This window comes from Amycolatopsis sp. NPDC057786 (assembly GCF_042797905.1).
Lineage (GTDB): Bacteria > Actinomycetota > Actinomycetes > Mycobacteriales > Pseudonocardiaceae > Amycolatopsis.
The window spans coordinates 1-15,650 of record NZ_JBHVKW010000021.1 but is presented as its reverse complement, the minus strand read 5'-3'; the positions used below and the strand labels follow the sequence as shown (position 1 = coordinate 15,650).

The window sequence follows — 15,650 nt, the reverse complement described above, 5'->3', positions numbered from 1 at the left end:
GTAACTTACTGGGCAGTCAGATCGAACGGAGGCGACGATGCCGACCGAAGAGCGGTCTTGGTGGGGCTGGGGCACCGTCGACGGCGAACTGTCGCGAGAGGAGTCCGACGCGCTGGTCGCCCGCACCGCGGGTGTGCTGCCCGGTCACGACTTCACCGACCACGCCCCGCCCGACCCGGCGGAGCTCGGCGTCCCGGCATCGCGGATCCACCTGCCCGCGACGCTCGCCCCGCTGTGCAGTGACGTACCGGTCGACCGGCTGTCCCACGCCCGCGGCAAGGCGTTCCGCGACGTCGTCCGCAATCTGCTCGGGCAGGTCGACCACGTCCCGGATCTGGTCGCCTGCCCGCGTACGGAACAGGACGTCGTCGACCTCCTCGACTGGTGCGCCGCTTCCGGTACCGCGCTGATTCCTTACGGCGGCGGCAGTTCCGTGGTCGGCGGGATCGAGCCGCGATTCGACGGTCCGGCGATTTCGATGGATCTGGCGGGACTCGGCGAGGTACTCGAAGTGGACACGGTCAGCCGTGCGGCGCGGATCCAGGCCGGGATCTTCGGGCCGGCACTGGAAGACCGTCTTCGCCCGCTGGGGCTGACCCTGCGGCATTTCCCGCAGTCGTTCGCCCATTCGACGCTCGGCGGGTGGCTCGCGACCCGTGCTGGCGGCCATTTCGCCACGCTCGCGACGCATATCGACGATCTCACCGAAGCGCTGCGCGTCGTCACGCCCGCCGGGATCAGCGAATCGCGACGCCTGCCGGGATCGGGCGCCGGTCCTTCGCCGGACCGGATGTTCCTCGGCTCCGAAGGCACGCTCGGCGTGATCACCGAAGCCTGGATGCGTCTGCAGGACCGGCCGGTGTGGCAGGTGACCGCGTCCGTGGCTTTCGAACGGCAGGAGGACGCGGTCGCCGCCACCCGCGCGATCGCGCAGTCCGGGCTGTACCCGTCGAACTGCCGCCTCCTCGACCCGGCGGAGGCTCTCATCAACGCGGGCGCGAGTGTGGGCGGCGGTCTGCTGCTGGTCGCGTTCGAATCCGCCGATCACCCCGTCGATGTCTGGCTCGACCGCGCGCTCGAACTGACCGCCGGCCACGGCGGTGTCATGAAAGCCAGGCGCAGCAAGGATTCCGCCGGTCAGGACAGCGCTTCGACGTGGCGGTCGTCCTTCCTGCGGATGCCCTATCAACGCGACGCGCTCGCCCGCCGGTCGCTGATCGTGGAGACCTTCGAGACCGCGTGCACTTGGGACGATCTCCCGGAGTTCCACGACGCGATCACCTCGGCGGCGCGCACCGCGATCGACGAGGTGTGCGGCGGCGCCGGTGTCGTCACGTGCCGGTTCAGCCACGTGTACCCCGACGGTCCCGCGCCCTACTACGGGATCTACGCCGCCGGGCGCTGGGGGAGCACGGTCGCCCAGTGGGACGAGATCAAGTCGGCGGTTTCCGAGGCGATCGCGGGCCACGGCGGCACGATCACCCATCACCACGCCGTCGGCCGCGATCACCGGCCCTGGTACGACCGGCAGCGTCCGGACCCGTTCGCCACCGCGTTCGCCGCAGCCAAAGCCGCGCTCGACCCGGCCGGGATCCTCAATCCCGGGGTGCTGATCGGCTGACCGGCGGGTGGACGAACGACGTCAGCAGCGCGGTGAACCGCATGGCGGCCAAGGACAACGTCCGTCCGGCCATGGTCTGCACCTGGGCTTCGCGTTTGCGGAACACGGCGTTGTCGAGCAGGACGTAGGCGACGCCTTCGGTGGCCGCGTCCTGGTCGATGTCACCCAGACCGCCGACGAGCGCGATCCCGCCGCCGCACCGGACGAACTCGTACTTCGGGCTCAGTTCGTTGCACTCCAGCACCGGATGGGTGGTGAGATTCTCGATCCGGGCGGCGATCTCGAACAGGTCGCGCAGACTCTGGCCCGGCGCCGGGAGCGCGAGCGGGTGACGGCACAGTTCGGCGAGTTCGACGGAGTCGTGGCTGGTCAGCGGATGATCGAGCGGGACGATCGCGTACACCGGGACGACGACCGCACTCTCGACCCGCACCCCGTGCTGAGGCCCGGTCGCGAACGTGACGGCGACGTCGGCCGCGCCTTCGAGCACCCGTCGAGTCGCTTCTTCCCTGGTGACGACGTCGATGTGGAACGTGACGTCGTGCTCGCGCCGGAAGGCGGCGATCGCCTGCGGGACCACGCGGCGGGCGAACCCCTCGGAGCAGGCGATCGTCAGGGACCGGGCGTGCAAGCCGCGGCCGGTACGGAGTTCGTCGACGAGAACGGCCGATTCGGCCTCGCTGCGCCGGACGTGGTCGAGCAGCCGGGTCCCGGCCTCGGTCGGCACCATGCCGCGCGGATGCCGGACGAACAACGGCACGCCGAGACCCGCTTCCAGTTTGGCGATCTGGCGGCTGATCGCCGACGGCGCCACCGTCAGTTCCGTCGCCGCCTCGGACACCGAACCGGTGCGGGCGACTTCGAGGAAGTACGTCAACGCGATCGGCAGTAGTCGCATCAGATCTCCGCGGGTTTGCCTCAATGAGAACGCGGAGCACGGTAAACGGCAATGGTCCGGATGCGCAAACCGACTTACGCTCCTTTGCGACACTTGACGAGCGAATCGGGAGACAACGCGGTGATCCCTGCGGAACTGGTCGCGAAGGCCCACGAGCACGTCGATTCGGGAGCGTTCTTCGCCGAACTCGCCGAGCTCGTCCGATATCCGACCGTGAGTGACCATCCGAGCGGTCGCGTTGCCATCAAGGCATACCTCGACGAGGTTCTGGCCCCGGCGCTCACCGCGCTCGGCTGTTCCGTGGGGATCCATCCCAATCCGGACCCCGGCGGCGGCCCGTTCCTGATCGGTACCCGGATCGAATCGCCGCGGCTGCCGACACTCCTGTGCTACGGCCACGCTGACGTCGTCGATGGGCACGAAGGCCGCTGGAGCGGTGGCCGGGATCCGTGGACGCTGACCGCCGACGGCGAACGCTGGTACGGCCGCGGTTCGGCGGACAACAAGGGACAGCACCTGATCAACCTGACCGCGCTCAGGCTGCTCCTCGCCGAGACGGGTTCGCTCGGGTTCAACCTCAAGTTCCTGTTCGAGACAGGGGAAGAGATCGGCTCGCCGGGGCTGGACGAGTTCGTCTCGGCGCACCGGGAGGCGCTGAGCGCCGACGTCCTCATCGCCTCCGACGGTCCGCGCCTGGACGCGGCGACGCCGACACTGTTCCTCGGCGCGCGGGGCAGTGTCCGGATCGCCCTCGACGTCGACCTCCGCCCCGACGCCTACCACTCGGGGAACTGGGGCGGCGTGCTGCGCAACCCAGCCACCACCCTCGCCGGGGCGATCGCCTGTCTCGTCGACGGACACGGCCGCGTCCAGGTGCCGGAGCTCCTGCCGCCCGAGCTCCCGGACAGCGTCCGCACGGCGCTCGCCGAACTCGAGATCGGGAACAAGCCGGGAGATCCGGCGCTGGACGCGGGCTGGGGCGATACCGGGTTGACCGCGGCCGAGCGGCTGTACGGCTGGAACACCCTCGAAGTCCTCTCGCTCGGCGCCGCGGACATCGGCAGGCCGGTCAACGCCATTCCCGGCCGCGCGCGGGCGATGCTGCAACTGCGCTACGTCGCGGGCACCGACGTCGACGGAGTGGGCGAGGCGATCACGAAACACCTTGCCGCACAGGGATTTTCCATGGTCGACGTGACCGCCGAGGGCAGTTTCCGCGCCAGCCGCACCCCGGTCGACGACCCGTGGGTCGGCTGGGCGAAGAGCGTCCTCGACGAGGTTTCCGATCGGCGAGTGGCGATTCTGCCGAGTTTCGGCGGGGGACTGCCGAACCACGTGTTCACCGACCTCCTCGGACTTCCGACGCTGTGGCTGCCGCACTCCTATCCCGGATGTCTGCAACACGCGCCCGACGAACACCTGCTCGCGCCGATCGCCCGCGAGGGGATCGTTCTCGCCGCGGCGCTGTTCCACGCGCTCGGACAGCGCGGCGGGGAGGCATGATGAGCGAGCGGACGGTGGCCAGGGCGCGCACTCCGTCGTCCACCCGGCGCGCGATCGCCGCCGCGACCATCGGCAACGCGCTCGAATGGTTCGACCTCGGCGTCTACGCGCTGATGGCGGCCTATATCGGCAAAACCTTCTTCCCCGGCGGGAACGCGGCCGTCCAGCTCGTGCAGGCGTACGCGGTCTTCGGCATCACGTTCCTGGTGCGTCCGCTCGGCGGTCTCGTGCTCGGCGCCTACGCCGACCGGTTCGGCCGCAAGAAGGCGCTGGTGCTCACCATCTGGCTGATGGTCGCCGGGACGTTCTTGCTGGCGGTGATGCCGAGCTACGCGACGATCGGCTTCCTCGCGCCGGTCGGCGTGATCGTCGCGCGGTTGATCCAGGGCTTCGCCGCGGGCGGGGAATTCGGGGCGGCCACGTCGTTCCTGATCGAACAGGACGATCGCCGCAAAGGCTTCCTCGGCAGTTTTCAGTTCGCCAGCCAGGGTTTCGCGACCCTGATGTCCGCCGGGTTCGCCGCCGGCCTGACCGCTTCGCTGAGCGCCGACGCGATGACGTCCTGGGGCTGGCGGATCCCGTTCGTCTTCGGGTTGCTCGTCGGCCCGGTCGGCTACTACATCCGGCGCCATGTCGACGAACCCGAGGCCACGAAGGAGAATCAGCCGAAGTCCACGCCGGTCCGGACGTTGTTCCGCTTCCAGTGGGGCGGGCTGCTGATCGCCGGGGGTGCGCTGGTCGTCTCGACTTCGCTGAACTTCATCCTTCAGTCGCTGCCGACGTTCGCGATCAAGAATCTCGGCCTGGACGACTCGCTTTCGTTCGTGGCACTGATGATCACCGCCGCCATCCTGACCGTCGTGACACCGATCGTCGGGCTGCTCACCGACCGGCACGGCCGCATCAGGATCATGATCGGTGCCGCGGCGGTGATCGGGGCAGGCGTGGTGCCGCTGTACCTGTGGGTCACCACGTCGCCGTCGTTCCTGACCCTCACGATCACGATGACGATCCTGGGGCTGCTGAAGGCCATCTACTTCGGGGCGCTTCCGTCGGTGATGGCGGACGTGTTCCCGGCGCACACCAGGGCGACGGGACTTTCGTTCGCCTACAACGCCACCGTCGGGATCTTCGGCGGGTTCACGCCGACCATCGCGACCGCGATGATCGCGGCCACCGGTTCACCTGTTTCGCCTGGTTACTACCTTTTGGCGACCGCGTCGTTGAGTATTGTCGCGCTGGTCGCGGCGAATCGGCGGCGCGGGATTCGCTGAAGTCAGCGTTGAGTCCAGAGTGGACGGACGATGGGACCTTGTTCGAGGGTTCGGCGAGGGCGGTGTGCTGCCTCGGGCCCAGTCCGGACGGCCTGCGATGAGGTGACAGCAGTGCCGTCGGTTTCTTGACACGTGGGCATGCCGAAGGGCCCGTCGCCGGTATGTGGTCGGCGGGCTCTTCGGGGTCAGCGGTGGTTGCGGCGGGGTGTTTGTAGTGGGTCGAGGTATTGGGGTGGGGTGTTTGTAGTGGGTCGAGGTATTGGGGTGGGGTGAATTCGGGTCGTCCGTTGGTCATGCGGATCTGCCAGCCGGATTGTCCGTGGATGACCATGTGGTGGTAGCGGCAGAGTAGGCAGAGGTTGTCGAGGTCGGTGTCACCCAGCTGGCCCCACGGCAAAATATGGTGGGCCTCACAATGCTTCGGTCGTCGATGGCATCCGGGGAAGGCGCAGCCGTGGTCGCGGAGGTTCAGGGCGCGCCGTTGTGCAGGGGTGACGCTGCGGGCGGCTCGGCCGATGTCGAGGGGTTCGCTTTCGGAGCCAAGGACAGCGGGAATGATCTTCGCGTCACACGCAAGCATCCGCGCGTGCCGTGCGGTGATCTGCGAAACCTCGTCCACGCAGGCCGCTCCGAGTCCGGAGGTCAGGGTTTCCAGGGGGATGGTGACCACAATGGTGGTGCGATCTCCGGACAGGGTGGGGGCCTTGTCGTTGGTCATCGCGTAGTGGATGGCGTCGAAGAGCGCGTCGCCATTGCGCTCGCCTGGCGTGCGCGGGTCGCGGTTGCCGTCCTCATCTATGGGTCTTCGCTGTCCCCAGGTTTCGAACAACGCGTTCGCGCGCGCCCCGAATTCGGGGTCCAGTAAGCCATTGAGTCGCCACCAGCCATCGTCGCGTTTGCGCAGATACACCTCGCGTGAGGGTGGTTTGAGGTCGTCGTCTTTCGGCTCGTTCCCATCGGGATCCAGGTGCGCCAGGAGTTCGGCGCCGACGTTGGTGATCTCCTGTGGCCCGGCGTGGCGGGCCAGGGTCACCAGGATCTGTTCGGCGCCGGTCCGGTCGTCGTCTGTGGCGTCGGCGGGGATTTTCTTCAGCACGGCGAGGATGGGGTCGAGTTGCTGATGCCCGAGGTCGCCCTCCGCGGCCGCGGCTCCGGCGAGCGGCGCGGACGCGGGTGCGGGAGTGCCATCCAGATTTCGGCTCTCGTTCAGCGCCAGCGCTCGCGAGACGGTGTCGCTGGCTTCTTTGGGGCTGATGCGGGCGGTTTCGGCGAACCAGCCCGCCGTCGATCCGTGTCCGAAGAGTTCCATCGGGCCGCGCGATTCGATCTCGACCAGGTACTGGCCGACCTCCGCCAAAGCCTGTCGTGCCACCGACAACCGCTCGACCACACCGTGCGCGAGCTCGCGCGCACCGGCGCGCCACAGCTCCTGCGGCGGTTCGAGGATGCGTTGGTTGGACACCCCACAAGAATATCAGCAATCGAACAAGTGTGCTAATATGAAAGGCGCTCCATAAACGGTTTCGCATTCTGGTGATTTGGACAAGGCGGCCTGGGCGTGTCAGGAATTATTGGGATGTAAGGAAAGTGGCGGGTGGCGAAGTTCGTTTCGCAACGTCCGGCCCTTTGGTAAGGAAGGGCCCTTCGCTACCTTGTCGACCGCCTTCCTTGTCCCACGATAACTCGCGGGAGATCCGATGTGGACAGAGCTCACAGCTCCCGGAGCAGATACCGCTGCAGCTTCCCGCTCGCATTGCGCGGCAACGCCTCGATGAACCGCACGCGCCGCGGATACTTGTACGGCGCAGCGGTCGCTTTGGCGTGGGCCTGCAGTGCCCGCACGAGATCCGCGCCCGGCTCGATACCGGGCCGGGGGACGACGAACGCCGTCACGACCGAACCGCGATCGGGATCCGGTGTGCCGATCACGGCGCATTCGTCCACATCCGGATGGGTGAGCAGGACCTCCTCGACCTCGGGGGCGGCGATGTTGTACCCCGACGAGATGATCATGTCGTCGCTGCGCGCGACGAACCGGAAGTAGCCGTCGGCGTCGCGAACATAGGTGTCGCCGGTGAAGTTCCAGCCGCCGCGGACGTAGTCCTGCTGGCGCGGATCTTCGAGGTAGCGGCAACCGGTGGGCCCTCGCACCGCGAGGAAACCGGGAGTTCCGTCGGGAACGGGGGAACCGTCGACATCGAGGACGGCCGCCTGGTAGCCGGGTACGACTTTGCCGGTGGCGCCGGGACGCGCGTCGCCGTCGGCGGCGGAGATGAACACGTGCAGCATTTCGGTGCTGCCGAGCCCGTCGATGAGCGGCCGCCCGACGGTCTCGCGGTACTGCTCGGCCACGGCGGCGGGAAGCGACTCGCCCGCGGAGACGGCCCGGCGTACTCCGGCGAGCAGTCGTCCGTCGCCGGCGTTCAGGATCGCCCGGTACGCGGTCGGGGCGGTGAAGAGGACGCTGACGCTCTTTTCGGCGACGATGGTGGCGAGTTCCGCCGGAGTGGCGCGCTCGACGAGCAGCGTCGCCGCGCCAGCCCGGAGAGGGAAGACCAGAAGACCGCCGAGGCCGAAGGTGAAGGCCAGGGGCGGCGTACCGCAGAAAAGGTCGTCGGACGTCGGGCGCACGATGTGGCGGGAGAACGTGTCGGCGATCGCGAGCACGTCTCGATGGAAGTGCATCGTCGCCTTCGGGGATCCCGTCGTGCCGGAGGTGAAGGCCAGCAGGGCGACGTCGTCGGCCGCGGTCGGGACGTCGGCGAACGTCGCCGGATACCGGTCCGCCCGGGCAGCGAGTTCCGTTCCGTAGGACACGACGGGGAGATCGGGCGGGAGTTCGTCCAGTAGCCGTTCGTCGCAGATCGCGACCGCGGGTTTCGCGCGGCCGACGATCTTGTCGAGTTCGGTGCGCCGCAGCATCGGCATGGTCGTGACGGCCACCGCGCCCGCCTTGAGCACGGCCAGCCACGCCGTCGCGAGCCAGGGCGTGTTGGTGCCCCGCAAGAGCACGCGGTCGCCGGGAACCACGCCGAAATCGGTGACCAGGACGTGGGCGACGCGGTTCGCGCGGGCCAGGACTTCGCCGTAGGTCCACGTTTCGGTGGGGGAGAGCAGACACGGCCTGTCGTGGCCGAGTCGCGCGGCGGTGTCGTCGAGCAGGGCGGTCGCGGCGTTCAGCCTGTCGGCGTACCGGAGTTCCGGAAGGTCGAAGACGAACTCCGGCCACTGGTCTGCGGGCGGCAGCCGGTCACGGCAGAACGGGTCGACGTGCGCACTGGGAGAAAGCCTCATCGTCGCCGCTCCTCGGTCCGGCCGTGCCCCCTCCCGCGAAGGTAGCACTTGTTACGACCGTCGAGAAGACGCGATGAAGCTCAGGGGACGAGGTCGGCCACGGCCCGGTGCAAAGTGGCGCGCACGGTTTCGGCGTCGTCGAGGTTTCCGCCGTGAAGCGCGCCGTCGCGGAGGAGGACGAGAGTGCGGGCGGCGTGCTCGGGATCGGCATGACCCGCCTCGCGCGCCAAGTCGCGAAGCGCGCCGAAGAACCAGTTCCGGTGGTCGTCGATGACTTGGCGGACCTGGTGCGCGGGGTCGGGATATTCGGCCGCGGCGTTGAGGAACTGGCAGCCGCGGAAGTCGTCGTCGAGTGTCCGGTCGCCGATGATGCCCAGTGCGGCGAGCAGTGCTTCGCGCGCGGATTTCCCTTGCGTCGCCGCGTCGACGCCCGCGCGGATCCGGTCGCTCGTGGCGCTCAGGTAGGCGGCGACGAGGTCGTCCTTGGTGGGGTAGTGGCGGTAGAACGTCGCCCTGGTCACGGCCGCTTCGGAGACCAGGCGCTCCACACCGACGGCATGGATGCCCTCGGCGTAGAAGAGCCGTGACGCTGTCTCGAGCAGCCGGAGCTTCGGGTGGACGTCCCGGTCGACAGTCGGCATCTTTCAACCTTAGAGAAAGAACGGTCATTCCACCAGGTCGCCTTCGTCACGTTGCGGAAGGGCTCTCGGGCGAGCATTGTTCAGGCAGAAAGACCGATCGTTCTCCCTGAGTCTGAAGGAGTCATCATGAGCAACCAGAAGCCCACCATCGTCCTGGTCCACGGCGCTTTCGCCGACTCGTCGAGCTGGAACGGCGTCGTCCCGAAGCTGCGTGAGCAGGGCTATCGCGTGCTGGCCGCTTCGAACCCGCTGCGTGGCATCGAGTCCGACGCGGACTACGTCGCCGACGTCGTCAACGGCGTGGACGGCCCGGTCGTGCTGGCCGGGCACTCCTACGGCGGCGTGGTGATCAGCCGCGCGGCCGCCACCGCGCCGAACGTCAAGGCGCTCGTCTACATCGCCGCCTTCCAGCCGGAAGCGGGGGAGAGCGTGTTCGAGCTGTCCGGCCGGTTCGAGGGCGGCAAGCTCGGCCCGGACACCACGAACGTCCTGGCCGCGCAAGGCGAGCTGTCGATCAAGCCCGAGAACTTCTCGGACGTGTTCGCGGCCGACGTCCCGGTGGAGACCGCGGACGTCATGGCGGTCACCCAGCGTCCGGTCACCGAGCGCGCGCTCGCCACGCCGTTCGACGGCGAGCCGGCGTGGAAGAACCTGCCGTCGTGGGCGCTGATCGCCGAGCAGGACCACGCGATCCCCGCTGCCGCGCAGGTGTTCATGGCCGAGCGTGCCGGTTCGGAAGTCACCAGGGCCGACGCTTCGCACGCTGTCTCGGTCTCGCGGCCGGACGTCGTCGCGGAGGTCCTCCTCGCGGCGGCTGCCAAGGTCGCTTGACAGGCGAAACCCTCCCCGGAGAGACTGCTAAAACGTTTTGGCAGCCTCTCCGGGGAGAACCGCATGAAGGTCTTGGTGCTCGATTCAAGCCCGCGTCGTGAAGGCAATTCCTGGGCGCTCGCGCAGGCGCTGGCCAAGGGAGCGGACGAAGCCGGGCATACGGTCGGCTTCGTCCGCCTCTCCGACTTCGTCGAGTCGCCGCTGGGCGACTGCCGCGAATGCCGGTTGAGCGACCGGTCCTGCGGTATCGGGGACGGCTACGAGCGCCTGCTGTTCGATCACGTGCTCCCGGCGGACGCGATCGTCTACGCGACACCGTTGCACTGGTACGGCATGACCGGACGGCTGAAGTCCTTCTTCGACCGGTTGTTCTGTTACACCTCCGGCAGTTCGCCGCATACCGAGGAGGTCGTGCCGGGGTTGATGCACAAACGCGCCGCGGTGCTGATCTCGTGCGAGGAGAACTACCGCGGCGCGACGCTCGGCCTCGAGGCCCAGTTCCAGGAACTCACCCGATACCTGCGTCAGGATCTCGCCGGGATCGTGGTCGGCGTCGGCAACAGCCGGGGTGAGGTGGAGTGCGATCCCGCGCGGCCCCTGGAGGCGGCGGCGGACCTCGGCCGTAGGCTGGGCGACGCCCACGTCACCGACTATCGGCTGGACACCGACCGGCCGAACCGTGTTTGGGGACCGCCCGTGGAGGCCTGAGTGTCGCCGACCATCCGTGACGTCGCCGCCGCCGCGGGGGTTTCGATCACCACCGTTTCCCATGTGCTCAGTGGGCAAGGGCGGATCTCCGAGGAGACCCGGCAGCGTGTCGCGAGGGCGGCCGCCGAACTCGGTTACCAAGCCAGCGTGCACGCGCAGCAGCTGGTCACCCGGCGCAGCCGCACCCTGGCGATCCAGCTCGCGAACTCGGTCGACGCGAGCAGCGCCTGCGCGCTCGTGCCCAATTCGGACTACTTCCTCGAAGTCCTCAACGGCGCGGCCGAGGCCGCGTCGAAACGGTCGTACGCCCTGCTGCTGACCCCGATGGACGCCGACCTCGACCGGCTGAACGCCTTCGCCGTCGACGGCGCGATCCTGGTTGATCCCCGCGGGGACGAGCCTTTTTTCGCGACCGGATGGTGCCAGGACCGGCCGCTGGTGACCGTCGGACGTCCGATGGCGGCGCCGTGCCCGGTGCCGGTCGTCGTCGACAACGACCTCGTCGCGGCCGCTCGGCTGATGCTGGACCACTTGGCGGACAACGGTTACGAGCGGCCGTCGATGATCACCACCGACACGGCCCGCTCCTACGCGGCCGATCTGGTCGCGGGGTATACCGGCTGGATGGCGGACCGGGGGCTGGCGCCGGTGGTGGCCGAGATCGACGAGCCGCCGACCACCGAAGGCACGGCGGAGGCGCTGGGCAGGCTGCTCGACCGGCACGTGTGCCCGGACGCCGTGTTCACGACGTCGGAGAACCTGGCCCTCGGCGTCCTCCACGAGGCCCGCCGCCGACGGCTCGCGGTACCCGGCGAGCTCGGGATCTGCAGTGCGGTGGACAGCGGTTCGCTCCAGCTTGTTTCGCCGCGGGTGACCGGGATGTTCGTGCATCCGCGCGAGGTCGGCGGGCGCGCGGCCACGGCGCTGATGGACCTCGTCGAGGGAAAGGCGTCCGGCGGCGAGCCGCGCCGGATCGAAGTCCCCGTGCGGCTGAACGCGCGGGAATCGACCGCTCGCTAAGAACTCCGGCACGCCGCGACCGGCACGGCCCCGCCGTCGTCCTCGGTGGTCGCGATGAACCCGAAGGTGGTCGTCCCGCCGGCGGGCAGTACCGCGTTCCAGTCTAGTTCGGACACTCGTACGCGGTCGCCGTCCTGTGCCAGGGAACCGTTCCACAGGTTGGCGATGCGGGTGCCGGGCGGCAGCGTCCAGCTGACCTCCCAGCCGGTGAGCCGGGTGTCCTGGGCGTTCCGGACGGACACGCGGATCTCCGAGCCGCCGGGCCAGCGGTTGGCGATCTCGTACCGCGCTTCGCACACCGGTTCGGCGGCCGAAGGCAACGGCGCCGCCACCGGAGCGGCGGCATCGGGCGGGTCGCCGTCGAACAGCAGGACCCCCGCCAGCACACCGCCCGCCACGACCACCCCGCCCGCGATGGCGAACGGCAACCGCGAACGGCGGGCGGGCGCGGGAAGCCGTTTGGTGCCGGACAGGATCACCGGGCGGCCGTCGGCGACGGCGGCGAGCATCCGCTCGGCCTCGGCCATGTCCGGCCGTTCCCGCGGATCGCGCCGGAGCAGGCGCAGCAGGACGTCGGTGAGCGGGCCGGTGGACCTCGGCGGGGTGATCTCGCCGCGGGCGACCCGTTTGAGGAGCGCGATCTGATTGCCGTCGGTGCCGAACGGCGGCGCGCCCTCCAGCACGGTGTAGAGCGTGGAGCCGAGCGAGAACACGTCCGACGGGTAGCCGGGTTCCTCACCGTCGGCGACCTCGGGGGAGAGGTACGCCGGGGTGCCGACGACGAGACCGTCGCCGGTCATCGTCCCTTCGCCCGTGGCGTGGGACAGGCCGAAGTCGGCGATCTTCGCCTGCCCGTCCTCGGTGATCAGGATGTTGTTGGGCGTGACGTCCCGGTGCAGGATGCCGTCCTCGTGGGCGGCGGCCAGCGCGGAGGCGATCTGCGCGCCGAGTTCCGCGACGCGGCCCGCGGGGAGCGTGCCGTGGTCCGCGAGGAGTTCCGTCAGCGGCCGCGACGAGAGGAACTCCATGATCAGATACGGGGTTCCGTCCTGTTCGACGACGTCGTAGACGGTGACGGCGTGTGGATGCTTGAGCCGCGCGGCGACCCGGGCCTCTCGCATCGCGCGCACGATCGACCGGAACGGCGCGTCGCCCGGCGCCGTGTCCGGCAGCAACTGCTTGACCGCGACCGTGCGGTCGAGCCGCTCGTCCCGCGCTTGCCACACCACGCCCATCGAGCCCCGGCCGACCTGGTGCTCCAGCCGGTAACGACCGGCGATGATGGCGTTCCGGTTCACGGGACAACTGTATCCGCTAAGGGAGCCGAGCCTCCTCGACCGGCGCACCGGCCGTCGCGAGCCAGGCTTCGGCGAGCAGCCGATGACCCAGCGGGCTGGGGTGGACGCCGTCCGGGGCCAGCGTCGCCGCTCCGTGCTCGGCCGCCGCGCGCGGCATGAACAGGTCCGCGCGCACCAGTCGCGCGCCGAACTCGGTCGCCACGTCGATCGCCGCCTCGACGCGGGGCGCCAGATCGGCGATCCACTCCTGTTGTTCCGGCTCCACCGGCAGCAGGAACGGCGTGATCACGTACAACTCGGCCGGGAGGTGCTCCCGCGCACCGGCGAGCAACCGGGAGTAGGCGGCCCGGAACTTCCCGATCGGGCTGGACAGGCCGCGATCGAAGGTCCGCCAGGTGTCGTTGATGCCGATCTTCACCGTCAGCACCGTGGGCCGCGCCGCGAGGACGTCGGTGGCCCACCGGGCTTCGAGGTCGTAGATCCGGTTGCCGTTGATCCCCCGGTTGACGACTTCCGGACCGTCGCCGAGGAGATCCGCGATCTGCCGGACGTAGCCCCTGCCCAGCGACGCGGGGTCGGTGCGGTCACGGCTGGAGTCGGTGATGGAGTCGCCGGCGAAGAGCAGCCTGTCGGCCTCGGTGAACCTCACGCGCCCGCCTCGATCAGCTTCCGCAGTGCATCGGCCTCGCCGGGAAGCAGGTCCGGATCGTTGTCCGGGACGAACTCCAGCAGTGCGTCGAGCGGCCGTCCGGCCTTGGCGAGCAGGCCGAACGCCCGCGTCCACAGGTCCGCCCGGAAGGTCAGCGGATGCCGCTCGTTGCTGGGCCACCACGAGAAGACGTGCACCGCGCGCACGTGGTCGAGCACCAGTCGCAGGCCGGCCAGCGCCTGGTCGTCCGGCAGGTCCTGCGGCGGTTGCCAGTAGGTGCCGAGATTGTCGCGGCCGACCTCTTCGAGCAGCCGGACGGTCGATTCCGCGGTGTCGGTCAGCGTCCCGCCGTGGAACTCCAGCGCGACCTCCAGACCGTGTTCGTTCGCGACGTCGGCGGCCTCGCGGAGACCGGCGACGACCTGCTCGCGTTCGTCGGGGTCGACGTCGGCGGAGCCCGCTTTGCCCGCCCACACCCGGATCCGCGAGGCACCGAGCCGGACCGCGGTGGCCGCGATCTCGCCGAACTTCCCGGCCTCCACCGGGGTGGCGCGGAAGTAGGAACCATAGGAGTCGCACGTCAGCCCGTGCCGTGCCATGGCCTCGAAGGCGCGCTCGACCGCCCAGTCGTCACCGGGGCGCACATGGACGTCGGCGCCCCACTCGATCACTTGCAGTCCCGCCTTTTCGGCGCGGCTGGCGACTTCGTCGGCGTCCAGCCGCCGCAGTGTCACCGAACACAGTCCCGGGCGGATCATTTTCCCTCCAACGGTCGAGTACTTTCGCGCAGCACGACCTCCCCGGTGATCGGCTTGACCCGGGGAGCGGCCGCGCGGGCGTCGAGGATGAAGTCGAGTGCCTGTTCCCCCATGCGCTCGATCGGCACGCGCACGGTGGACAGCGAAGGCCTGATGTCCCGCAAGGTGATGATGTCGTCGAACCCGGCGATCGCGATCTGCGCGGGGACCAGCAGACCACGGTCACGACAGGCGGCCATCGCTCCGACGGCCATCACGTCGTTGACCGCGAAAACGCAGCCGCGGAAGCCGTTCTCGATCGCTCGCACCATCGCCGCGTAGCCACCGTCACGGGTGAACTCCGCGCGCAGCACGTGGTTCTCGGGCAGCGCGATCCCGTGCCGGGCGAGTCCGTCACGGAAGCCGAGGACACGGTCCCGCGACGTCAGCAGGCCGGGCGGCCCGGCGAGCACGAGGTAGTCCCGATGCCCGAGCGCGGCGAGGTTCTCCGCCAGATCCGCCGCTCCGGCCCGGTTCTCCAGCATGACGGTGTCGAACGGCAGTTTCCGCTGACCGATCACCACGACCTGGCCGTCGGCGGCCTCGAACGCCTTGAGTTCCTTGGTCAGATTCCGTTGCAGGGCATCGCCTTCGTTCCGCGACCCGGCGAGGATGACCGCTCGCGCCCGTTGCCCGCGCAACGTGGTGACGTACTCGAGTTCCTTTTCCGGATGGTTCTCGGTGCTCGCGATGGTCACCGTGAGCCCGTGTCGTGCCGCCACGCGCATCACGCCCGACGCGATCGAGGAGAAGTACGGGTCGACGATGTCGTGCACCAGTAGCCCGACGACGTTGCCGCGGCCGCGGGCCATCGCCTGCGCGGGCACGTTCGCCGTGTACTGCAAGCGTTCCGCGGCCCGCAGCACCGATTCGCGCAGGGCACCGCTGACCTGTCTGGTCCCGCCGTTGAGCGCCCTCGACGCCGTCGCGAGCGACACTCCGGCCTCGCGGGCGACGTCGGCCAGGGTGGCCGAACCCGCGGCGCGCTGCGCCATGGTTCCTCCTCGGTGGTGCGGTGGGGGCACCCCCGCCGGGGCGGCCCCCCGCCGGGGCCCCGCGTTGAAAAAGGGGCCCCCGGGCCGACGTCCCCGGGGGGGGGCGGGCCGGTGGGGGTGG

Annotated in this window: 13 protein-coding genes and 1 pseudogene; 6 read left to right on the top strand and 8 right to left on the bottom strand. The window is 69.3% G+C overall.

The window, feature by feature from the left end; genetic code table 11:
• The first annotated feature begins 37 nt into the window (after positions 1 to 37).
• A complete protein-coding gene (locus ACFVM3_RS14675) occupies positions 38 to 1,621 on the top strand; it encodes an FAD-binding oxidoreductase (protein ID WP_378438884.1) in 1,584 nt (527 codons plus the stop codon).
• Here ACFVM3_RS14675 and ACFVM3_RS14670 read toward each other — a convergent pair.
• A complete protein-coding gene (locus tag ACFVM3_RS14670; RefSeq protein WP_378438882.1) occupies positions 1,596 to 2,519 on the bottom strand; it encodes a LysR family transcriptional regulator in 924 nt (307 codons plus the stop codon). The genes ACFVM3_RS14675 and ACFVM3_RS14670 overlap by 26 nt on opposite strands.
• A 120-nt stretch (positions 2,520 to 2,639) precedes the next feature.
• Here ACFVM3_RS14670 and ACFVM3_RS14665 point away from each other — a divergent pair, with 120 nt between their 5' ends.
• The gene (locus ACFVM3_RS14665) at positions 2,640 to 4,022 is read left to right on the top strand and encodes a M20 family metallopeptidase (RefSeq protein WP_378438880.1); all 1,383 of its coding nucleotides are present in this window, start codon (positions 2,640 to 2,642) and stop codon (positions 4,020 to 4,022) included.
• Positions 4,019 to 5,296: an MFS transporter gene (locus tag ACFVM3_RS14660; RefSeq protein ID WP_378438878.1), complete on the top strand. Its 1,278-nt coding sequence runs from the start codon at positions 4,019 to 4,021 to the stop codon at positions 5,294 to 5,296. Before ACFVM3_RS14665 ends, ACFVM3_RS14660 begins: the two co-directional genes overlap by 4 nt.
• A gap of 226 nt (positions 5,297 to 5,522) precedes the next feature.
• Here the strand turns inward: ACFVM3_RS14660 and ACFVM3_RS14655 are convergent.
• From ACFVM3_RS14655 to ACFVM3_RS14645, 3 genes and pseudogenes are all read right to left on the bottom strand, one after another.
• Positions 5,523 to 6,758, bottom strand: a pseudogene (locus tag ACFVM3_RS14655) (DUF222 domain-containing protein); the annotation flags it as partial.
• 248 nt (positions 6,759 to 7,006) lie between these two features.
• Positions 7,007 to 8,590: an AMP-binding protein gene (locus ACFVM3_RS14650; protein ID WP_378438876.1), complete on the bottom strand. Its 1,584-nt coding sequence runs from the start codon at positions 8,588 to 8,590 to the stop codon at positions 7,007 to 7,009.
• Between the two features lie 80 nt (positions 8,591 to 8,670).
• Positions 8,671 to 9,231, bottom strand: a complete 561-nt coding sequence (locus tag ACFVM3_RS14645) for a TetR/AcrR family transcriptional regulator (RefSeq protein ID WP_378438874.1) — start codon at positions 9,229 to 9,231, stop codon at positions 8,671 to 8,673.
• A gap of 126 nt (positions 9,232 to 9,357) precedes the next feature.
• On the opposite strand from ACFVM3_RS14645, the gene ACFVM3_RS14640 reads away from it, so the two are divergent.
• The 3 genes from ACFVM3_RS14640 to ACFVM3_RS14630 all read left to right on the top strand — a co-directional run bounded on the left by ACFVM3_RS14640 (position 9,358) and on the right by ACFVM3_RS14630 (position 11,790).
• Positions 9,358 to 10,062: an alpha/beta fold hydrolase gene (locus tag ACFVM3_RS14640; RefSeq protein ID WP_378438872.1), complete on the top strand. Its 705-nt coding sequence runs from the start codon at positions 9,358 to 9,360 to the stop codon at positions 10,060 to 10,062.
• A 63-nt stretch (positions 10,063 to 10,125) separates the two neighbouring features.
• Positions 10,126 to 10,770 carry a flavodoxin family protein gene (locus ACFVM3_RS14635; RefSeq protein ID WP_378438870.1) on the top strand — a complete coding sequence of 215 codons (645 nt, stop codon included), beginning with the start codon at positions 10,126 to 10,128 and terminating at the stop codon, positions 10,768 to 10,770.
• A complete protein-coding gene (locus ACFVM3_RS14630; RefSeq protein WP_378438868.1) occupies positions 10,771 to 11,790 on the top strand; it encodes a LacI family DNA-binding transcriptional regulator in 1,020 nt (339 codons plus the stop codon).
• Here ACFVM3_RS14630 and ACFVM3_RS14625 read toward each other — a convergent pair.
• Genes ACFVM3_RS14625 through ACFVM3_RS14610 form a run of 4 tightly spaced genes read right to left on the bottom strand, consistent with a single transcriptional unit; the run spans position 11,787 to position 15,529 of the window.
• A complete protein-coding gene (locus ACFVM3_RS14625) occupies positions 11,787 to 13,088 on the bottom strand; it encodes a serine/threonine-protein kinase (RefSeq protein WP_378438866.1) in 1,302 nt (433 codons plus the stop codon). The genes ACFVM3_RS14630 and ACFVM3_RS14625 overlap by 4 nt on opposite strands.
• A 16-nt stretch (positions 13,089 to 13,104) precedes the next feature.
• The gene (locus ACFVM3_RS14620; RefSeq protein WP_378438864.1) at positions 13,105 to 13,737 is read right to left on the bottom strand and encodes an SGNH/GDSL hydrolase family protein; all 633 of its coding nucleotides are present in this window, start codon (positions 13,735 to 13,737) and stop codon (positions 13,105 to 13,107) included.
• Positions 13,734 to 14,495 (bottom strand): sugar phosphate isomerase/epimerase family protein, encoded by a 762-nt coding sequence (locus ACFVM3_RS14615; protein WP_378438862.1) that lies wholly within the window; start codon positions 14,493 to 14,495, stop codon positions 13,734 to 13,736. Before ACFVM3_RS14615 ends, ACFVM3_RS14620 begins: the two co-directional genes overlap by 4 nt.
• Positions 14,492 to 15,529 carry a LacI family DNA-binding transcriptional regulator gene (locus tag ACFVM3_RS14610; protein ID WP_378438860.1) on the bottom strand — a complete coding sequence of 346 codons (1,038 nt, stop codon included), beginning with the start codon at positions 15,527 to 15,529 and terminating at the stop codon, positions 14,492 to 14,494. The genes ACFVM3_RS14615 and ACFVM3_RS14610 overlap by 4 nt, the downstream gene beginning before the upstream one ends.
• Positions 15,530 to 15,650: the final 121 nt, after the last annotated feature.